Source organism: Paenibacillus sp. SSG-1 (assembly GCF_002224835.1).
In the GTDB taxonomy this organism is placed as follows: domain Bacteria; phylum Bacillota; class Bacilli; order Paenibacillales; family Paenibacillaceae; genus Paenibacillus_AQ; species Paenibacillus_AQ favisporus.
Map to the genome: position 1 here is coordinate 624968 of NZ_MBRK01000001.1, position 20392 is coordinate 645359.

Sequence of the window (20392 nt, forward strand, 5' to 3'; positions counted from 1 at the left end):
AATCCTCCTCAGGTCAGTTGATGGAGCGAAGCCCGGACGCCATCGCGTTCCAGCAGGCCGATATGCTCCCCAAGCAGCGTTTCAAGACCCGGAACTGCTGTTAAATCCGTGCCCCACAGCCGTTTTTCCTTCAGGATGCCGGTAACGAACGATTCCGGGTCGATCCAGTTCCGATCAAATGCCTCCAGCACTTCCGGCACATCGCGGCGGGCGACCTGATCGCCGCGGTAGGTCAGGAGGAGTGCGGCGAAGGAGAGGACGAGCAGGCGGGGAAGCTTCCCCTGGGCCTGCTGATAACGGATCAGCACCGGCAGCAGGCGCGCCGTGAATTTCGAAATGCTGTTCAGCGAAATCGATGCCAGCTCATGCCGGATCAGCGGGTTGTTGAACCGCTCGCGGATAGCCGCCGCGTATTCGAGCAGCTCGGCCCGCGGCAGCTTCAGCACCGGCAGGATTTCGTCTTCCATCAGCTCCTCGACGAAGCGGCCCAAATCGCTATCCTTCATTACGTCCTCGACCGTTTCAAGTCCGGCAAGGAGTCCCAGGGGCACCATAGCCGTATGCGGTCCGTTGAGAAGGTGAACCTTGCGCTCGCGGTAAGGCGACAGGTCATCCGTAACGATGACGTTCAGCCCGGCTTCGGCAAGGGGAAGCTTCTCGGGCAGCCACGCCGGCCCTTCGATCACCCACAGATGATAGGGCTCGGCACTGACCATGAAGGGGTCTTCATAGCCGAGCTTCTGCTCCAGGTCGTCCGCCTGATCCCGCGGGTACCCCGGAACGATGCGGTCGACCAGGCAGGAGCAGAACGTGTTGGCTTCCGTGACCCAGGCGGCAAACGCATCGCCAAGCTGCCAGTCGGCGGCATGCTGCAGCACGAAGCGGCGCAGCTTCTCGCCGCTGTCCTCGATCAGCTCGCAGGGGAGGATGATAAAGCCGGCTTTGCCGAGCTGGAACCGCCTGTAGAGCAGCTCCGTCAATTTGGCGGGAAAGCTGGAATGCGGAGCGTCCTCCCGGCGCAGGCCGGCCTCATACACAATGCCGGCTTCGGTCGTGTTGGAGGTGATGAACTCGAGTTCGTCCTGTTCGGCCAGTTTCAAGTAGGCCTCATAATCCGTATAAGGATTGATGACCCGGCTGACGGTGTCGATAACTTCGCTTGAGTTGACCAGCTGTCCTTGAAGCCGCCCTTTAAGCAGCACGGTGTATAAGCCGTCCTGCTCCATGAGCGCAGTGCTCTTGCCGTGTGGGGTCGGCTGCACGACGACGGCACTTCCGTTAAATAATCCCTTCAGATTCATCTGCTGCATCTGCCAGTTCACAAAAGCCCGCATAAAGTTGCCGCCACCAAACTGGATCATGCGCTCGGGCAGGGCGGGGAGATCGGGAAACAGGCTGCGGGAAAGACGTGGTGTCATACGTATTTCATGCCTCCTTTAGAGATGATGGACATAATGCACACGTTAACATTTTGGTGTAAAAAAATCATGTTTGAATTGTCGCCTTCAAAAAATCAAGGGCATTACAGCTGTCCCTCCTAGGTGACAGCCGCAACGCTTTGCCGCACAATCAGCTCGGTCTGGACAAACAGCTGTTCCGGCGCCGAGTCCGGCTGCTCGAGCCGCTCGATCAGCTTGGTGGTGCCGAGCTTGCTGATATCGGCAATCGGCTTGCGGATCGTTGTCAGCGGGGGGTACGTATACTGCGAGAACAAAATATCGTCGAACCCGATCAGCGACAGCTGTCCGGGAAGCGCGACGCCCCGCGCGTAGCAGGCATTCAGCGCGCCGATGGCCATATCGTCGTTCGAGCAGAAGACGAGGGTCGGGGGATCGGACAGGGAGAGCAGCGACATCATGGCGTTATAGCCGCTTTCGACCCCGTAGTCCCCGGCGGTGAAATAGTCCGGAACCAGCGGGAGGCGGTGGGCGATCAGACTGTCCATGAATCCCTGCTTCCGCTCCGTTGTCGACTTGAAGCCGGCCTTGCCTTCGATGATGGCGATCTTCCGGTGGCCGAGTCCGATGCCGTAATCCAGCGCCTCCCGGACGCCTTCGCGGTCATTGGCGACCACGTTCAGAATGCCGGGGTCATCCAGCTGGCGGTTCAGGACGACGAAGGGGATGCCGGTCTGTTTCAGGTGATAAATGAAAGCATTGTCCGCTTCGCTCTGGCTCATGACGAGCACACCGTCGAAACGCCTTGGCGTTATAGCATCATAGTGCCGGATGCTGTCGATCCCGTGGACCGTAAGGCTGTAGTTCTCGTCGAGCACCTGATGAATGCCCTTGATGGCGTCCACGAGAAAGCTGGCCGAAGTTCCCTGGTCGATGCTGGAGAAGAACAGGCCGATCGTATACGACTTCTTCATGACCAGGCTCTTGGCGCTGTAATTGGGAATGTAGTTGAGTTCGGCGGCGATGCGTTCAATGCGGTCGCGGGTTTCCTTCTTGATGAGCGGGTTGCCGTTCAGCGCCCTGGAAACGGTCGTATGCGATACCCCCGCAACGCGCGCGATGTCTTTAATCGTAATCATATGACCTCGTGACAAGAAATATTTGTTAACGGTTTCAGTTTAAGTTCAGACAGGGTTCAAGTCAATATAAATCCGGAAAAATGCACACGTGAATCATATTGTCAACCCAATCATGAAAACGCTATAATTGGAAACAAGAACGGGCTAAAGGAGCATCACAATGAAAAAAGGCCGCATGTTTTATAAAACGTTTATTCCCATTCTGGTCCTTGGGATCGGACTCGTCGTCAGTTTTGGCAGCTACATTTATATCAATACGACCCACTCGGTGATCGACCGGGTGGCGGGCAGCAAGCAGAGCTTTATTACCCAGACCAAAAATTCGCTTGAGCAGAAAATCCAGACGATCGAATACGCCTTTAATACATACAGCACGACGAGCTCGTTTGATGCCGTCGTAAAAAGGCCGATCACGGAACAGGATTTCGAAGAATACCGGAACGTCAATACACAGCTGAACTATATCGCCACGATGGGCCTGGAAGGGACCGAGTATTCGCTCATCAGCCTCGTACAGAATTGGCAGATTACGAGCGGAAAGCTGTCCTATTTGACGGATGCCGACCGGCGCAAGCTGTACGAGGCCTACATCGATGACAAAGACAAAGGGCTGTTCTGGATCAAAACGGATGACGGCATCCGTTTCGTGAACACGCTGCCGGTCTTTTCCAAGCAAAAGCAGGCGATTGCCCTTTCGGATATTTCACGGTCCACGCTTGACCGGATCCTGAAGACCGAGGACAATGCGCCGGTCATCATTTTAAACAAACAGGGCGAGCTGATGTACGAAACCGATCCCGACAAGCAGCTGCTGTCCGCTGACCAGCTTGGACGCATCGTTCAGTCGGCCGGGGAAGATCACCGGGCCGGCAGGCTGAAGGTGACGGCATCCGGGCGCCAGTCGGCCGAAGCGATTTATGCTAAATCCAGCTACAACAATTGGATCTATGTGACGCTGCTGGACCAGAAGGAAATTTCCGGCGCGCTCAAGACGACCAAATACGGAATCATGCTGATGGTGGCCGTCATTACGCTGCTGATCATCGTGGTGGCTTACGGCATCTCCGTTTATTTCACGAAGCCGATCCGCCAAATCCAGCGCAGCCTGCCGCGCAGCTCCCATTTGCCGTACAAGAACGAAATCGAAGGCATCCTTCATTCCATCGACACGATCGTCACCGAGAAGAAAAACCTGGAGAGCATGATGGAAGCCGAATTGCCCCAGCTGGAAACGCAGCTGATCCTGAACCTGTTCCGGAACCGGGTATCCCCGGAGGAGCTGGAGCGGATGCTGCCGCGGTTCGGGTATCCGGAACTGACGCAGCCGTCATTCGTCGCGATGCTGATCCAGATGGACAGTTACGGCGGCCGGGAGGCGTCGGACCGGGATATGCTGCTGCTCGCCATCAACAAAATGGTCGAGGAAGTCGTGCCGAAGGAAGGGCGCATGCTGCCGATTATTTTAAACGACAACACGCAGGCGACCATCCTCACGTTTACGGACCAGGAGGAACAGGAGATACGCAGGCAGGTGCTCTCCTTTTCGAAAACGATTATGATGACGGCGCGCGACTATTTGAACTGCTCCGTCAGCTTTGGCATCAGCAAGACGTACCGGCATCTGTGGGAGAGCAAGGAGGCTTGCGAAATGAGCAAGCAGGCGCTCCGGCACCGGCTCAATCTGGGTAAAGAATCGATCATTTTCTATGAAGATATCGAGACGGTCGTCTCGGGACCGGTGCTTCTGCATTACCCGACGGAGCTGGAAACCCAGCTGTTCGACGCGATCCGGCTGGGCGACGAAGAGCAGGTCCCCCGGGCGCTGTACCCGCTGCTGGCCGAGATGATGAAGAAGAACAAAAACTCGATGAATTTTGAAGTGGCCCTGGTGCGTTTCGTCAACAACCTGATCCAGCTGGAGCAGCTGCTCGGCGTAGAGGTGCTGCTGACGCAGGACAATCACGCGCTGTACCACCGCCTGCTCGATATCCGAAACCCGGAAGAGATCGAGCGGATCCTCGTGGAGGAAGTCATCTCGCCGATGGTGCGCAGCATGAAGGAGAAGACCAACCGCCAGTTCCGCTCCCTCGCCGAGAAGATCGCCACGATCGTCCGCACGGAGTACGACCAGGAATTGTCCCTGGAATGGATCAGCGACCGGCTTCATTATAATCCGAACTATTTAAGCAGCATTTTTAAAAAGGAGTTTGGCATGACGTTCAGCGAATACCTGATGAATTACCGGCTGGAGATGGCCAAGAAATGGCTTGTCGAAACGGACATGACGATCAAGGAAATCGCCGAGCGGCTGCAGTATCACAATCCGCAAAACTTCATCCGGTCCTTCCGCAAGAAGGAACTCGTGACGCCGGGAAATTACCGCAAAGTCAAACAGGCTCAGTAATCAAAACACAAGTCTTGCATTTCCGTCCGGGCTGCTTTCTTGAGCGGAATGCAAGACTTTGCTGTTCGTTACCCTTTGACCGAGCCGAGCAGCGCCCCTTTGACAAAATGCTTCTGCACGAACGGATACGCGATCAGCATCGGTACGGTCGCGATGACGATCACCGCCATTTTGATGGTCTGCGCCGGCGGAACGACATCCACGGACGTCCCTTCGGCCTGCATGCCGCTGGAGACGATGACGATCTGGCGGAGCAGCACCTGGATCGGCCACTTGGTCGAATCCGTCATGTACAGGATCGCATTCATATAGGTGTTCCAGTAAGCTACCGCATAAAACAGCGAAATGGTAGCAATGGATGGCAGAGCGAGCGGAAGCATAATTTTGAAGAAAACGCCGAAATCGTTGCATCCGTCAATTTTGGCCGATTCCTCGAGCGCGTCCGGAAGCGCCTGGAAAAAGTTTCTCATTATAATCAGGTTAAACGCGTTAATAGCGACCGGAAGGATGAGCGACCAGTAGGAGTCGATCAGTCCGAGGCTTTTGACGACGAGGAACGTCGGGATCATGCCGCCGCTGAACAGCATGGAGAATACGACGATGAAGTTGACGAAGCCCCGGCCGTAGAGATATCTCCTGGACAGGCCATAGGCCATGAGCGCCGTCAGGATCATGCTGACGATCGTGCCTACTACAGTGATCCCGATCGATACCCCCAGCCCTTTAAAAATCGTAGGCGTCGACAAAATGTACTTATAAGCATCGAGGGAGAACGTCGTCGGAAACAGAATGAATTTTTTGGCCACCACTTCCTGGGTGGAAGCGAAGGAGCTCGCAATCACGTTTACAAAAGGCAGCAGGCAAACGAGGGCAATCAGAATGAGCAGGAGGCTGTTTACGACGGTAAACAGGCGGCTGCCGAAAGACTCTTTTCTACGCAAAGCTGTGGATGGTGTCATACGCGGGTATCCTCCTTGTAATCGTTTACAGTTAGACTGTACCAAGCGCACCAGGTTACGTATATAATCAGCTCCTGAGGTGTTGTCCGGCAGGGGGGAGAGCGGGGAATCCGCGGCTGTCACCCGGATAATCATCAGCTTCAATCCGTAATCATCAGCTGAGATGCGGAAGGCAAAAATGGCGCCGTTATGCGGTTTTATGGCCGGTGTCAATGAAATGATTATGTACGGAATTCCCAAAACGGCCTAAGCTGGAGTCGTAACAGGAAACGCTTACAAGGAGGTCGACCTGGTGAAGGACTCGAACACGGCCGTCATGAACATGAATGTCAAACCGGCCAGGAAGGTACGGACGGACACCGCTCTGGACCGTATCAAACGTCACAAGCTGCTGTACCTGATGATTTTGCCCGGCGTGTTGTATTTCATCATCTTTAAGTATCTGCCGATGGGCGGTCTCGTCATTGCCTTTCAGGATTACCAGCCTTTCAAGGGGATCACGGGCAGCCCTTGGGTCGGAATGAAGCACTTTGTCCGCTTGTTTACAGAACCGACGTTCTTCATGCTTTTGCGCAATACGCTGATTCTGTTTGCACTCAACATCGTGATCTTTTTTCCGCTTCCCATTATATTGGCGCTGATGCTGAATGAGGTCAGGCACAGGCTGTTCAAAAACTGGGTACAGACCATCATCTACATCCCGCACTTCATGTCCTGGGTCATCATCGTCTCCATTACCTATGTATTCCTCACTGTGGACGGAGGCGTGCTGAACGAGCTGATCGCCAGGCTGGGCGGGCACAAAATCAGCTTCCTGACCGCTCCCGAATGGCTGCGCACTGTGTACATCGGGCAAATCATCTGGAAGGAGCTCGGCTGGTCCACCATTATTTATCTGTCTGCGATCACGGTGGTGGACACTCAGCTGTACGAAGCAGCCGAAATGGACGGAGCCGGACGGTTCCGCAAAACGTGGCACGTGACGCTGCCGGCGATCCGGCCAGTCATCATCACCCTGCTCATTCTCAAGATCGGCAGCACGCTTGATCTGGGATTCGAGCATATGTACCTGCTGCTCAATTCGCTGAACCGCGAGGTGGCCGAAATTTTCGACACCTACATCTATACGGCGGGACTGAAAAACGGACAGCTGAGCTTTAGTACAACGGTAGGCTTGTTCAAAGGCTTGGTGGGACTTGTGCTGGTCATGGCTTCCAACCGGCTGGCGAAGAAGTTCGGCGAGGACGGCGTGTACTAATCAACGCACGGCGGGTGTGGGATCCATCCACGGATGTGGGATCCATCCACGGATGTGGGATCCATCCAAAGGATAATAGAAAAGGGGAAATGGCACATGAAACCAATGGTAAGCAAGATGGCTGCGTTTACGCTGGTCTGCGGGCTGCTGCTCTCGGCCTGCGGCGGGGGAGGCGGCAAGGGGGAAACGGCCCAGGGCTCGGGAGGCAGCGCTGCGGCAGGTGACGAAAAAACGACGATTACGTGGCTGAACATTTTGCACACGGCGTCGCCGCCGACCGATACGGTGCTGAACAAGATTGAGGAGAAGACCGGGGCGGATATCAAATTTTCGTGGATTCCGGATGCTTCCAAGGAAGAACGCATCAATACGTCGCTGGCGTCCGATTCCCTGGCGGATATCGTTACGCTCACCATTCTCGACAATTCCTCCGTACGAAACGCCCTGAAGTCCGGCATGTTCTGGGAGGTAGAACCGTTCCTGGACGAGTTCCCGAACCTGGCGAAAATTTCGCAGGATACGCGGAGATCGGCTTCGATCGACGGCAAGCTGTACGGTGTGCCTTTCCAGAAGGATCTCGCCCGCAACGGCGTCGTCATCCGCAAGGACTGGCTGGATAAGCTCGGACTGTCCGTGCCGAAGACGACCGATGAGCTGATGAACGTCGCCAAGGCATTCACCGAGCAGGACCCGGACGGCAACGGGCAGAAGGATACGACGGGCTTCATGGACCGGAGCGATCTGATCTACGGCGCCTTCAAGACGCTGGGCTCTTACTTCGGCACGCCGAATAACTGGCAGGTGACGGATGACGGGAAAATGATTCCCGAATTCGAAACCGAGGGGTACGTCAAAACGATGGATTACATGAAGACACTGTACGAAAAAGGATATATCAATCAAGACTTTGCGGTGACCGCCAAAACCGACCAGCAGCAAAAATTCGCCCAGGGAAAAGCCGGAATTTACGTCGGCGCCCTGTTTGACGGGAAGAACCTCTTGAATATGGCCAAGGGCGTTCAGGATAACATGCAGCTCGCCTTGGTCAACAACATTACATCGACAGGCAACGAAAGCGACCGCGCGATTTGGGCGGCGAACAACGGAATCGGCGGACTGCTGGCTTTCCCGAAATCCGAAGTGAAGGATGAAGCCGAGCTGAAGCGCGTTCTGAAGTTCGTCAACGACCTGATGGATGACGATGTGTACGCCCTCATGACATACGGAATCGAAGGCGTCCATTATACCGTGGATGCGAATGACGCGGTTACGATCACCAATACCGATTTGTGGCAGCAGGAAGTGCAGCCGTTTGCCTCTTCCCGTCCGAGCGAAACGGGCTACAAAATCCATGATGCCGATCCGCTGAAGGCCGAGGCCGACAAGCTGATCAAGGAAAACGCAAAATACGGGGTGCTGAACCCGGCATATTCCCTGGAATCCGAAACGTACACAACGCAGGGCTCCGAGCTGCAAAAGATCATCACTGATGCGACTTACAAATACATTCTCGGCAAAATCAACCTGGACGAATTCAAAGCTGCGGTGGAGAACTGGAAGAAATCCGGCGGCAGCAAAATTATCGAGGAATACGAGGCGGCCTACAAGGCTACGCAGCAAAAATAACGGCTGAGCCGGACGCAAGAAGAAAGTACCAGGTCCTATCCCGCCTGCATGGGGGTTAGGACTGTGTTTTTTCCAAGACGGCAGGGTGCAAAAAAGCAATCGCCGGCGGAGATGGAAATTTTATTAGAGAAAGCCGGAAATTTTATCCGAGGAGGATCAGCATGCAGACATTCAACGCGGCGCAGCGCATGGCCGAGTCCATCATGGCACGGACGCCGAAGCTGTACGAGGGTAAGGGATATGAAGGCAAGTGGTCGTATGATTACGGCGTGGTGCTCAAGGGCTTCGAGCTGCTCTGGAAGCAGACGGGAGACCGCCGGTATTTGGAGTATATCCGGGACAACATGGACCATTTTATTCAGGAAGACGGGAGCATCCGCGGGTACCGCCCCGAAGAATACAACATCGACCATATCAACAACGGCAAGCTGCTGTTCACGCTGTACCGCGAGACGGGGGAGGAAAAATACAAGCAGGCCGCCGGGCTGCTGAGATCCCAGCTGGCATCCCATCCCCGGACGTCGGAGGGGGCATTCTGGCATAAGGAAATTTATCCTTATCAGATTTGGCTGGACGGCCTGTATATGGGCTCGCCTTTCTATCTGGAATATCTGCTTACGTTTGAAGACGGGGCGGGACTGGACGACGTGACGAAGCAGTTCAAGCTGTGCGAGCTCCATACGAAGGATGAGGCCACCGGGCTCCTGTATCACGCTTGGGACGAGAAAAAAGCACAGCCGTGGTGCGACCCGGCCACCGGCTTATCTCCAAATTTCTGGGGAAGATCCCTTGGCTGGTTCGTCATGGCGCTGGCGGACAGCCTGGAGCTGCTGCCGGGAAGCCATCCCGATTATCCGGAGCTGAAGCGCATCTTGAGCGATACGCTGCGTGCGCTGAGATCCTATCAGGATCCGGGCAGCGGCGTCTGGTACCAGGTGGTCAATGAGGGCGGCCGCAAGGGGAATTACTTGGAGGCCTCGGCTTCCAGCATGATCACCTATGCCATCGCGAAAGGGCTCCGCCTCGGCGTGCTTGCGCCGCAGGAATGGCAGGACTGCTTGGACAGAGCGTATCGGGGGCTGCTGGAGGAGTTTGTGCTGGAGACGAAGGAAGGCTGGCTGAACCTGAACAAAAACTGCCAGGTGGCCGGGCTGGGCGGGGCCGACCGGCGCGACGGCACGTACGCCTATTACATTAGCGAGCCGATCATCACCAACGACCAGAAGGGGCTGGGGGCGTTTCTGCAGGCCTGCGGCGAATACGAGGCCAGGGTTCCGGCCGCTGCGGCGACAGGAGAACAGCCATGAGCGTGTACAGCATCACCGAGTTCGGGGCGGTACCCGGCGGCGCCGAGCCGGCGACCCGGGCCATCGCTGCGGCGATCGAGGCGGCGGATGCCGCGGGCGGCGGGACCGTGTTCGTCCCCGCAGGCATGTACCTGACCGGGGCTATCCTCCTGCGCAGCAACATCGAGCTGAGGCTGGACCCGGGCGCGGTCCTGTCCTTCAGCACCGATCCGGCGGATTATCCGGTCGTGACCTCCCGCTGGGAAGGGGTGCTGCGTGAGGTGCACGCCTCATGCGTGTACGGACACGGGCTGAAGAACGTGTCCATTACCGGCAGCGGCACGCTGGATGGCAACGGCCAGCCCTGGTGGGACAAGATGCGCAGCCGCCCGGATGAGCTGACCCACCCCCGGCCGAAGCTGATCAGCCTCGACCGCTGCACCCGGGTGACGATCCGCGATGTCACGCTGATCAACTCCCCGAGCTGGACGGTCAATCCGATTCTCTGCGACAACGTGACGATCGACAACGTCTCGATATACAATCCCGCGGATTCGCCGAATACTGACGGCATCGACCCGGAGTCGTGCCAGAACGTGCGGATCAGCGGCTGCCACATCGACGTCGGCGACGACTGCATCGCCATCAAGGCCGGCACGGAAGACACGGCGCAGCGGGTTCCGTGCGAGAACATCACGATCACGAACTGTACGATGATCCACGGCCACGGCGGCGTCGTGCTCGGCAGCGAAATGAGCGGGGACATCCGGAACGTCGTGATCAGCAACTGCATCTTTAAGCACACCGACCGCGGCATCCGGCTGAAATCGCGGCGGGGGCGCGGAGGAACGGTGGAGGATATCCGGGTCAGCGGCATCGTCATGGAGGAAGTCATCTGCCCTTTCATTTTGAACCTGTATTATTTTTGCGGACCGCGGGGCAAGGACAAGTACGTCTGGGATAAGCGGCCTTATCCGGTCACCCTGGAAACGCCGACGTTCCGGCGGATTCACTTTTCGAATATTACCGCAAGGAACGTACATGCGGCGGCAGGGTTTGTTTATGGTCTTGCGGAAAGGTATATCTCGGAATTAACGTTTGCCGACATCGATATTTCCATGGCGGAGAACCCCGTTCCGGGGCGTCCGGCCATGATGTCCGGCATCCAGGATATGAAAGCGCGCGGCTTTTATCTAGGCAATGTGAGGGACATTCGGTTTGACCGGGTCACGGTTGGCGGCCATGAAGGGCCGGCTTTCTATGTCGAGAACGGCGAAGACGTGGAATGGCAGCAGTGCCGGTCAAAGGATACGAAGGTGCCGGAGCAGCTTGTAAAACAGGTAAGCGTGGTTCCGCAGGAGGAGGATCTCAGCGAAGAGGAGGTTTAACCAATGATGAGGGAACGGTTGAAGAAGCTGCTGGGCGATGTGCCGGAGGACCGGCCTATCCAAGCGGAGCTGCTCAAGCAGGAAGAGACTGAAGGGTACCGGCTCGAGACGCTGCTGCTGGATTTAAACGGTCTGGAGCAGGTGCCCGCTTATGTCGCACTGCCTATAGACGGAGAGGGACCCTATCCGCTCGTCGTTTTCAATCACTCGCATGGCGGCAATTACACAAACGGACGCAGGGAGCTGATCAGCGGCAGCTCGTATTTGCAGCAGCCGTCTTTTGCCAGCACACTGACCGGCATGGGCTATGCCGTCTGCTGTATCGACATGTGGGGCTTCCATGAGAGGTCGGGTAAGACGGAGAGCGAAATCGTCAAGGAAATGTTATGGCAGGGGCGCGTCATGTGGGGCATGATGCTGTATGACAACCGGCGGATGCTGGATTACATGTGCTCCAGGGAAGATATCGACGCCTCGCGGGTCGCGACCCTAGGCATGTCCATGGGCGGGATGATGGCCTGGTGGCTGGCGGCGCTGGACGAGCGGATCAAGGTGACCGTGGACATCTGCGGACAGGTGGATGCCCATACCTTGATGAAGAAGCGCGGGCTGGATCACCACGGGTTCTACTACTACGTTCCGGGATTGCTGAAGCACTTCACGACGCTGGAAATCCAAGCCATGATCGCCCCGCGGCCAAGGATGAGCCTGACCGGGCGCACCGACCGGCTGACCCCGGAGGAAGGCGTCGTGCTGCTGGCCGATGGCCTGCGGGAGGTATACCGGGCCGCCGGACAGGAGGAGCATTGGCAGACGGTCATGACCGGCGGCGGCCATATGGAGACGGCTGAAATGCGGGCCCGCTGGCAGGGATTTTTGGCGGAACACTTGTAAGCGATGGCCGCAGCCCGAAACGAAAGGGGGGAAGGTCATGATTGTAGGAAAGCTGGACCACTGCGATTATCCGACGATTCAGGAAGCGGTGGATGCGTTGGAGAAGCAAGATCCGCAGCGGCCCGAAACCCTGTACATCCTGTCGGGTGTCTATGAGGAAGCGGTACGGATATATCGGTCCGATCTGGCCGTGATCGGCATCGGATATGTGGAAATCACGAAGGGCCGGTATGCCAAGGAACTGGACGAGAACGGAAATGAGATTGGCACCTTTGCAACGCCGACGCTGTTCCTTGGCGGCCGGCGGCTGCTGATCGAGAATTTGGTCGTGACCAATTCGGCCGGGCAGGGCGAGGACATCGGCCAGGCCGTGGCGGTCTATGCGCATTGCGACGAAACGGTTTTTCGCTACTGCACCTTTAAAGGGCACCAGGACACGCTGTTTACCGGACCGCTTCCGCCTGCGCCCAAGCATGGCGGCGTGTTTGGAGGAATCCCGCTCCGGGAGCATCACCGAGAGTACCGCCAGGTGTACGAATACTGCCGGATCGAAGGGACGGTGGATTTTATATTCGGCGGCGCGGCCGCCTTCTTTGACCGCTGCGAGATTCGCAGCCTGCGCCATTCGAGCGGGCATGCCGGTTATATCGCCGCGGCTTCTACTCCCGCGGGGCAGGAATACGGGTATGTCTTTAACCTCTGTTATTTGACGGCAGAGCCAGGCGTATCGGGCGTGTATCTGGGAAGGCCGTGGCGCGAATATGCACGCACTGACTACGTCGACTGCCGGATGGGCGGACATATCGAACCGCTGGGCTGGGACGACTGGAACGATCCGGGGCGGCGGCTGACGGTCAAATACCGGGAATTCGGCACCCGCTTTGATCCGGCCGCGCCGGCTCCGGAAGGACAGCGGGCCGGGTGGGCGGTCTATCAGAAGACGCTGGAAGGGGCTCCGCGGAAGGAGCAAGTTTTTGCCGGAACGGACTTTTGGAAACGAAAAGGAGAGGGAAGAGCATGACTATATCCACCCAAACGGCAACCATTCGAAACCCGGTGCTGCCGGGCTTTAATCCGGATCCGTGCATCGTGCGGGCAAAGGACACTTATTATATCGCGGTGTCTTCCTTCGAGTGGCTCCCTGGCGTAAGGGTATATGCTTCCAAGGATTTGGCGGTATGGGAGCACTGCACCGACGTGCTGACCGATCAGGTCGACCTGCGGGGAAACCCGAAGAATTGCAGCATCTGGGCGCCTCAGCTCAGCTACCATGACGGGTTGTTTTACCTCATTTATACCGATGTGAAAAGCACCAAGCGCCCATTTAAAGACGTTCACAATTATTTGATTACGGCGCCTTCGATTCACGGGCCTTGGTCCGAGCCGGTCTATTTGAACAGCAGCGGATTCGATCCGAGCCTGTATCATGACGAAGACGGACGGAAATGGCTGCTGAACGAAATCTGGGATTACCGCATTCCGGAAGGGAATAAATCGAGCGGCATCGTTATTCAGCAGTATGATCCGCAGCAGCAGAAGCTAGTTGGTAAACCGTTCAAGCTGTTTGACGGGACGGATCTGAAGAAGACCGAAGCGCCGCATATTTATAAGCATCAAGGCTATTACTACTTGATTACGGCCGAAGGCGGCACCGGGAGCGGCCATGCCGTGACGGTAGCCCGTTCCCGCAGCTTGATGGGCCCTTACGAAGTGGACCCCCGCAATCCGATGCTGACCTCCCGGGATAACCCGGAGCTCCCGCTGCAGTGTGCCGGCCACGGCAGCCTGATCCAGACGCCGCAAGGGGAATGGTACATGGCCCATTTGTGCACGCGTCCGGTTGAAGGCCAGTACGCGCTCCTTGGCCGGGAAACAGCGCTGCAGCAGGTGTACTGGGACGAGGAAGGATGGCTTCGCCTGACCGCCGGGGGGAATTCCCCGCAGATGGAGGTCCCGTGTCCGAAAGGGATCACGCCGGCAGAGGCCAAGACGGCCGCTGAACGGAGCTTGTTTGAGGATACCTTTGACGGACCGGAACTTGCCAAAGCCTGGAATACGCTCCGCATACCGGCGGATCCATCCTGGTGCTCGCTGTCGGAGCGCCCGGGGTATCTCCGCCTGCATTCCGGGGAATCGCCGCAAAGCCTGTTTCATCACCACATTGTGGCCCTCCGGCAGGCGGATATCCATTTCCGGGCCGAGACGTCGCTGGAGTTCGAGCCAGCAAGCTATTTGCAGATGGCCGGGCTGATGCTTTATTTGAACGATGAAAATTATTTGTATGCTTATGTGACGCAGGACGAAGAGCAGAGCAAGGTGATCCGGCTCATGCGATGCGCGGACGATGCGTTCACCGTTTTTCCGGACATGATTCCGGTGAATGCCGGGGAAGCTGTTCAATTGGCCGTGGAAGTCCGTGGCATCCGCGGACGGTTCTATGGCCGGTTCAGCCCGGGGCAGGATTGGGTCCCGTTGTTTGAAGAGCAGGACATCCGCTTCCTCTGCGGCGGCTTCACCGGCAACTTTGTCGGTATCGCCGTCCATGATATGCAGTCCTTTGGGGGAAGCTATGCGGACTTTTCCCATTTTCGTTATACGGGAATTGAAGCATAGAAGAGCAGGGATGATCGGTAATGATGAAACAGGGGCTGCTTCTATTGTGGAGCAGCCCCTGTTTTCGGTTCTTACTTTTCCTTGGACGGATTAATGAACGGCCTGCGTCTCAGCTGAAGGCCCGTGTTTTTCAGCTCGGAATCCAGCTTGAACTCCAGTTTTGCTGTCGAGTACAGCTTGGGCCACCGGTCGTATTGGCTGGGTGGAACTTTTCCTCTGAAGCGGTTGCCAAGTCCAAAAATGTCGGATTCCTGCGCCTGCGTCATCCGGAATACAGCGGCTGCCCGCTGCTCAATCAGGCGGTTAATGGAAGCTTCCAGATGCTTTGCCTTGATGTCGATCCCGCGCGCGGAATCCATGAGGGTCATCGAGAGCTTGGCATGAATGCGGATGACGGGCTTGCCGCTTCTCATATCCGTGTCGATATCGGCACTGGAATTCAGAATTTTAAGGTTCATTTTATCCGCGGTTTCGATTTCGAAGGGGGACATCTTGCCCGTAACGATTTCGTAAATCAGGGTTTCCTCCGGAGAGATCATGCCGACCATGGCGTCATTTTTAAAGAATGCATTGCCCGCGACCCGGAATATCGTTTCAGAATCCGTCACCAATACAGGCACGAGGCATTCCTCAAGCGGATCATAGTACCCCCTGAAAATTTCCCATAGCGACACGACGTTTTTTTGCGAGGTTCCGCCGCCGTAGCGTTCAAAGAACAGCTTCGTGTAGATGCCCGAGAGCTCGCCCGTCGGGTTGGGACGTTCAAATATTGACTTCATGCCGCCTGTCGTAATCGCAATTAACGAATCCAGAGGAACGGTGCGGTCCCTGATTGTGAATTCCAAATAGGGCATGAATCCTTTTTTCGCCAGTGCCTGATCCAGAAAGATTGACTGGTTCTGCGACATATCCAGACTTTTGGGCAGCCTTAACCGGAGCTGGTCTATGGCTTCAATCACGGTGCTGCCTTCCTGCTTGGTGACGAAAAAATCCTTATGGGCTCCGTTCTGCGACTGCGGGAGTGGGAACCTCATCCAGACCCGCACCCGGTCACCGCCGGCCGGCTCGATACCGATCGCGGTCTCGAGGAGCCGGTTGTCGACATCTTTGACATCCCAGCAGCCGGGGAGGAAGAGAAGCAGGCATAAGATGGCCAGGCATCGGGCTGCGCGTCTGCTCATTGGCGGGCCCTCATTTTGTTGGAAATGAAGGACTTGACCAGCACAGCCATAGGAAAGCCATACATTAAGTAAAGGCGCAGAACCGTATCCCACTCCACGGCTCTTTCGATCCATTCCCATGAAGGAATAAGCCGGATGGCGGCGTATGCCGTGACTCCTGCCAGCACATATAGCAGCTTTTCGTTCCAGCTGGGAAATACCGCCCTGATTGCCGTTACGATGCAGTTCAGGATCAGGGCAAGCAATAAAAACAAATAGAGGATGGAGCTAACGATAAATACGGCGGTTAAATTTTCGATCACCAGCCAGTAATAGCTTACCGAGTCCATTTTGCTGATATAAGGAAGCGTCAAAATTCTTGACATCTCCGGACTAAACGTCAGCGCCGGCTGATAGACGGCGGCGGCCAGTAAAGGCAGAAAACAGAGCGCAGCCACGGTATAAGGCCGCCACAGCTTCTTCGGCTGTTTGGCGTATCTGCCGCAAGCCGCAAAGTAAAGATAGCCGGCCCAGATGAAGGAAGTCGTGTAAAACTTCGGGCTGGTCAGAAAATCCCCGTTGGTATAGAGCCATGGTTTGCCCAGATTAAAATCGAGATCGCCGAAACCCAGCAATACGAGCCCGACGGACAGCGGAAAGCTGACGAGCAGAAACAGGACGGAAGCACGGATAATCGAACCGATTCCCCCGAAAGCCAGAAAGACGCCAATAAAGATCATCCCGTCCAAAAACCACTGCGGCGTGCTGTGAAGGATCGTCATCGAGATGATCTCGCTGTGAGCCCGGACGATGATCACCATGGCGCTCCACATAAACCAGAGCAGCGGGACGATAAAAAGAATGACCCCCGGCCACCCAAGCACGCGCTTTGTAATCGTATAGGCGTCTTTTCCTTGATGCAGCGACAGCACCCGGCTGAACAGCCAGGCTCCCAGCAGTCCGAGCAGCATCCAGACCAGGATCGGGATCCAGTAGCTCTGGGTGGTGGATTGCAGGACGAGCCAAGGGTACACATGAAAGGAGATCGCCCCGAATACCATCATCTGCAGGACGAAGTATTGGGGCATGGAGATCTTCAGTTCCTCGTTCGATGGATTCATTGTCTCGACCCTCTTCCGAAGGTAATCCAGTAGCTGAGTGAAAATTTGCGGGAGCCGCCGATCAGCCCAAGACTCATGGACCGGATCCGGGCACCGGGACCGATCGGAGTCAAATAGGAAACGCCGAACGATTGGATGCGGGAGAGGCAGATGACGAGAATGGCAAAGCAGATGAATATGCCGAGAATTCCGATGACGCTGGCCCCGGCGAGCGTGAAATATTTCAAAATCCGCTGAACCAGGCCCATCTGATAATCCACGACGATAAAATTGGTCAGCGCCGTCGTTGCGACGATGATGACCAGCAAATTGCTCACAATATTCGCTTGAATGATCGCCTGTCCCAGCACCACCCCGCCAACCATCGTAACGGTGGAGCTGATCGACCTTGGCAGGCGTATGCCGGCCTCAACGATGCAGTCCAGAAGAAACAGCATGATGAGGGACTCGAGCCACACGGGATAAGGGACCCCTTCCCTGCTGCCGGCGGCGGCCAGACTGATCTCCAGACGGTTGAGGTCAATGTTCACCGACGTGATGGCCACATAGAGGGCGGGCAGAAACAGGTTGATCATGAGTGCGATGAACCGCAGCCACCTTAAAAATAATGCGATCAGCGGCGTCAGGTATTGATCTTCGGGGGATTCCCAGAAATCAAAGAAGGACCCCGGGGCGATGATCGAAAACGGCGTTCCATCCATCAAGACGACAATCTTCCCGTTTAACAGGGAGGCCGTTACCCGGTCCGGGCGTTCCGTCGTGACGGCGGCAGGGAAGAGGCGGGAAGATCCGGGGTCCATGAACCGCAGCAATTCGCCGGAATCTTGGATTCCGTCCGCTTGGATGGCGCTGATTTGACCGCAGGTGTATTGGACGAGACCTGGATCGGTCACCCCTTCCAGGTAAACCACGCCCACCTTCGTATTGGTCAGATCTCCGACGCGGGCCTCCCAAATTTTCAAACGGGAGGTTTGCATCCGCTGGCGTATGAGGGCGATATTGGTTGAATAGTTTTCGATAAAACCGTACATCGGGCCCTGAATCACGTTCTCCGTCTGCGGCTGTTGCAGTCCCCGCTGCTGCGGATTTTCCGTTGCCAGAATCAGGCCGTTGGCAGACTCCGCAGTGCACAGCACGGTTTTGCCGGCGCATACCGCTTTTTCGCAAGCGGAAAAATCACCAGCCGAATAGCTGGTGCCGTAATAACTGTGCAGTGTGGTCAGGACACCATCCTGCGGCTGCCGGTTCATATTGAATATGAAATGATCGGAGCCGACAAGCGTCGTCAGGTACAGCAAATACAGCTTGCCGGCGTCCGATTCACCGATGCAGACGGCCTGGAAGTCGGCCGCATGCTGAAAAGCCTCCTGGAGCCGGGAAAGAAGAAATTCAGAGGACGTATGCTGGAGCGCCTGAAGCATCGTTGCACCTTTGCTGGGTTCCACGGGTCGATCATCCTTTGCATGACACTTTTTGCCTTCGAATGAACCTAATTATTCCAATTACGGCATCAAATTATGCAGGAGGATGGTGAGGTTACTCTGAAGGCAATCCTGACAGCATCGATCCGTAGTGTTCCGCGATTCCCCGGCTGACTTCGGCCATGCGCAGCACCAGGGATTCCGGCTCGGCGATGGTCAGCGCTTTTCCGTAGGGAAGAAGAAAGTAGGGGACGTATGAATGCAGGGAGGTGGAATCAAGCCGGTATACCGCCTCCCCTGGGCTTCGCTCAATCAGTGCATGTCCGAGCAGCCAGTGCTGCTTCAGTTCATTCAGGACATGATCGTGAGCCTGAATCCGGACCGTGACCAGGGAAGGGTCGCCAGCCGGGTCAGGCAGCAGCTGTTCCAGCAGAACGTCCTTGGCCGAAAAGTTCTCGGGGCGCTCAAAACGCCGATCCGTCACGTCCAGGCTCACAATCCGGTCAACGCGGAAGTTGCGCAAATCCTTGCGGAGATGGCAGTATCCGGTGGTGTACCATTGCCCTTTCCAATGGATGATGCTGTAAGGATCGAACTCCCGTACCGACCCGGTTCCGGAATCTCCATTGGAGCCGCCGTACACCATCCGGAGGGTCTGCCTTTGTCCAGTGGCTTCCTCAAGGCATTGCAGCCGCCCTTTTTGCTCCGAATCGATGGGCGGTTGAAGGACGGACAGCCCGCTGCTGTGGCGTTCAATTTGCGTGAGCTGCTTCTCGTTTGTATACCGTTTCAGTTTGTCCACGGCCCTGCCCAGGGCATCGGTGTGAGGATACCCAGCCTCCTGGGCAAACACCGAAGCATGGACGAGGGCTTTCTGCTCCTCCGCATCGAACATGAGCGGCGAGTCGGCAAAGGTCCCAAGGATTTGGAATCCGCCGTTTGGGCCGGAATCAGCAATGATCGGGACGCCGCTTGCGCAGAGCGAATCAATGCACCGGTACACGGTGCGGACATGGATCTCCAGCTCGTCGGCAAGCTGCTGTGCCGTCATTTTTTTGCCGGACCGGAGCATCCAGAGGATCGAGAGCATGTTATCAGCTTTGGACATCGGAGAAATCCTTTCGTAAAAGAGAGTTACCCGGGATACGATCCCGGGTATCAGCTCCATTGTAACGCGTCTAGGCGAGCGGTTCCATTCCTTGTTCCACCCATGAATCGTAAGTCGGACCGTACAAATCCGGCAGTTTCAATCCGGCCTGCCGCATCAGGACGGTCATCTGTCCGCGGTGATGGGCTTGGTGCATGAGGGTAAAGCGCAGCGAACCTCCGTTGTTCCACTCCTGGCCGGCGATGGTTTGCGTCTCCAGAAGCTTGGCGTCCGTCCACTGCGTCTCGACCGCTTGGAGAATGGCCCGGCTGACCCGCTCGTACTGGCCGGCAAGCGCAGCGGCCGATTTTTTTACTGCGTCACTGTTATCGGGTGCATCAAACGCCAGCCCGAGCGATGTCATATAATGAACGGATTCCACGAGATGCCATGCAAGCCCGCCCAGGGTCCGGTGCTTGTCCGTTATGGCCTGCCCGAGCGATTCATCGGTCAATGCGTTCATGATCTTCTGGGTCATTTCCGCTTCGTTGGTCCATTCCGCTGCAAAATCTTTAATGCTTGTAAACATCATGCATTCCTCCATTTTTTTGAAGTTTTGTTCGGTTTATTAGCAGTATA

The 20392-nt window shown here is 56.3% G+C and carries 16 protein-coding genes; 8 read left to right on the plus strand and 8 right to left on the minus strand.

The features are described 5' to 3' along the window. Positions 1-8: 8 nt before the first annotated feature. Together BCV73_RS03085 and BCV73_RS03090 are read right to left on the minus strand one after the other, a co-directional pair. On the minus strand, positions 9-1418 hold the full coding sequence (locus BCV73_RS03085; protein WP_089545941.1) for a tagaturonate reductase: 1410 nt from the start codon (positions 1416-1418) through the stop codon (positions 9-11). A 119-nt stretch (positions 1419-1537) separates the two neighbouring features. Next, on the minus strand, positions 1538-2536 hold the full coding sequence (locus BCV73_RS03090) for a LacI family DNA-binding transcriptional regulator (RefSeq protein WP_076170338.1): 999 nt from the start codon (positions 2534-2536) through the stop codon (positions 1538-1540). Between the two features lie 160 nt (positions 2537-2696). Between BCV73_RS03090 and BCV73_RS03095 the strand changes: the two genes are divergently transcribed. Continuing rightward, entirely contained in the window at positions 2697-4940 is a 2244-nt protein-coding gene (locus BCV73_RS03095; protein WP_089545943.1) for a helix-turn-helix domain-containing protein, read from the plus strand. Between the two features lie 68 nt (positions 4941-5008). Here the strand turns inward: BCV73_RS03095 and BCV73_RS03100 are convergent, their stop codons facing one another. Further along, positions 5009-5899, minus strand: a complete 891-nt coding sequence (locus BCV73_RS03100) for a carbohydrate ABC transporter permease (protein WP_089545944.1) — start codon at positions 5897-5899, stop codon at positions 5009-5011. A 292-nt stretch (positions 5900-6191) separates the two neighbouring features. Between BCV73_RS03100 and BCV73_RS03105 the strand changes: the two genes are divergently transcribed. The 7 genes from BCV73_RS03105 to BCV73_RS03135 all read left to right on the plus strand — a co-directional run bounded on the left by BCV73_RS03105 (position 6192) and on the right by BCV73_RS03135 (position 14964). Continuing rightward, positions 6192-7157, plus strand: a complete 966-nt coding sequence (locus tag BCV73_RS03105) for an ABC transporter permease (protein ID WP_373309525.1) — start codon at positions 6192-6194, stop codon at positions 7155-7157. Positions 7158-7253: 96 nt separating this feature from the next. Beyond that, positions 7254-8783, plus strand: a complete 1530-nt coding sequence (locus tag BCV73_RS03110) for an extracellular solute-binding protein (protein ID WP_084203892.1) — start codon at positions 7254-7256, stop codon at positions 8781-8783. 161 nt (positions 8784-8944) lie between these two features. Then, a complete protein-coding gene (locus BCV73_RS03115; RefSeq protein WP_089545946.1) occupies positions 8945-10090 on the plus strand; it encodes a glycoside hydrolase family 88/105 protein in 1146 nt (381 codons plus the stop codon). Then, positions 10087-11457, plus strand: coding sequence for a glycoside hydrolase family 28 protein (locus tag BCV73_RS03120; protein ID WP_089545948.1), 1371 nt, complete (start codon positions 10087-10089; stop codon positions 11455-11457). The genes BCV73_RS03115 and BCV73_RS03120 overlap by 4 nt, the downstream gene beginning before the upstream one ends. Positions 11458-11460: 3 nt before the next feature. Then, complete coding sequence (locus BCV73_RS03125; RefSeq protein WP_089545949.1) at positions 11461-12351, plus strand: dienelactone hydrolase family protein; 891 nt, start codon at positions 11461-11463, stop codon at positions 12349-12351. Positions 12352-12388: 37 nt separating this feature from the next. After that, a complete protein-coding gene (locus BCV73_RS03130) occupies positions 12389-13372 on the plus strand; it encodes a pectinesterase family protein (RefSeq protein WP_089545950.1) in 984 nt (327 codons plus the stop codon). Continuing rightward, positions 13369-14964: a glycoside hydrolase family 43 protein gene (locus tag BCV73_RS03135; RefSeq protein WP_089545952.1), complete on the plus strand. Its 1596-nt coding sequence runs from the start codon at positions 13369-13371 to the stop codon at positions 14962-14964. Before BCV73_RS03130 ends, BCV73_RS03135 begins: the two co-directional genes overlap by 4 nt. A 71-nt stretch (positions 14965-15035) precedes the next feature. On the opposite strand, the gene BCV73_RS03140 is transcribed toward BCV73_RS03135, so the two are convergent. The 5 genes from BCV73_RS03140 to BCV73_RS03160 all read right to left on the minus strand — a co-directional run bounded on the left by BCV73_RS03140 (position 15036) and on the right by BCV73_RS03160 (position 20342). Beyond that, entirely contained in the window at positions 15036-16145 is a 1110-nt protein-coding gene (locus BCV73_RS03140; RefSeq protein WP_076170330.1) for a Ger(x)C family spore germination protein, read from the minus strand. Continuing rightward, positions 16142-17245: a GerAB/ArcD/ProY family transporter gene (locus BCV73_RS03145; RefSeq protein ID WP_089545953.1), complete on the minus strand. Its 1104-nt coding sequence runs from the start codon at positions 17243-17245 to the stop codon at positions 16142-16144. The genes BCV73_RS03140 and BCV73_RS03145 overlap by 4 nt, the downstream gene beginning before the upstream one ends. Further along, positions 17242-18690 (minus strand): spore germination protein, encoded by a 1449-nt coding sequence (locus BCV73_RS03150; RefSeq protein WP_076170328.1) that lies wholly within the window; start codon positions 18688-18690, stop codon positions 17242-17244. Before BCV73_RS03150 ends, BCV73_RS03145 begins: the two co-directional genes overlap by 4 nt. A gap of 91 nt (positions 18691-18781) precedes the next feature. Then, entirely contained in the window at positions 18782-19774 is a 993-nt protein-coding gene (locus BCV73_RS03155) for a helix-turn-helix transcriptional regulator (protein WP_089545955.1), read from the minus strand. A gap of 70 nt (positions 19775-19844) precedes the next feature. Next, entirely contained in the window at positions 19845-20342 is a 498-nt protein-coding gene (locus BCV73_RS03160) for a DinB family protein (protein ID WP_076170326.1), read from the minus strand. Positions 20343-20392: the final 50 nt, after the last annotated feature.

Bases quoted from the DNA above. Each gene is read 5' to 3' on its own strand.
- BCV73_RS03140 (WP_076170330.1), bottom strand. From the start codon at position 16,145: ATGAGCAGACGCGCAGCCCGATGCCTGGCCATCTTATGCCTGCTTCTC.
- BCV73_RS03160 (WP_076170326.1), bottom strand. From the start codon at position 20,342: ATGTTTACAAGCATTAAAGATTTTGCAGCGGAATGGACCAACGAAGCG.
- BCV73_RS03115 (WP_089545946.1), top strand. From the start codon at position 8,945: ATGCAGACATTCAACGCGGCGCAGCGCATGGCCGAGTCCATCATGGCA.
- BCV73_RS03095 (WP_089545943.1), top strand. From the start codon at position 2,697: ATGAAAAAAGGCCGCATGTTTTATAAAACGTTTATTCCCATTCTGGTC.
- BCV73_RS03125 (WP_089545949.1), top strand. From the start codon at position 11,461: ATGATGAGGGAACGGTTGAAGAAGCTGCTGGGCGATGTGCCGGAGGAC.
- BCV73_RS03090 (WP_076170338.1), bottom strand. From the start codon at position 2,536: ATGATTACGATTAAAGACATCGCGCGCGTTGCGGGGGTATCGCATACG.
- BCV73_RS03130 (WP_089545950.1), top strand. From the start codon at position 12,389: ATGATTGTAGGAAAGCTGGACCACTGCGATTATCCGACGATTCAGGAA.
- BCV73_RS03100 (WP_089545944.1), bottom strand. From the start codon at position 5,899: ATGACACCATCCACAGCTTTGCGTAGAAAAGAGTCTTTCGGCAGCCGC.
- BCV73_RS03110 (WP_084203892.1), top strand. From the start codon at position 7,254: ATGAAACCAATGGTAAGCAAGATGGCTGCGTTTACGCTGGTCTGCGGG.
- BCV73_RS03085 (WP_089545941.1), bottom strand. From the start codon at position 1,418: ATGACACCACGTCTTTCCCGCAGCCTGTTTCCCGATCTCCCCGCCCTG.
- BCV73_RS03145 (WP_089545953.1), bottom strand. From the start codon at position 17,245: ATGAATCCATCGAACGAGGAACTGAAGATCTCCATGCCCCAATACTTC.
- BCV73_RS03120 (WP_089545948.1), top strand. From the start codon at position 10,087: ATGAGCGTGTACAGCATCACCGAGTTCGGGGCGGTACCCGGCGGCGCC.
- BCV73_RS03155 (WP_089545955.1), bottom strand. From the start codon at position 19,774: ATGTCCAAAGCTGATAACATGCTCTCGATCCTCTGGATGCTCCGGTCC.
- BCV73_RS03135 (WP_089545952.1), top strand. From the start codon at position 13,369: ATGACTATATCCACCCAAACGGCAACCATTCGAAACCCGGTGCTGCCG.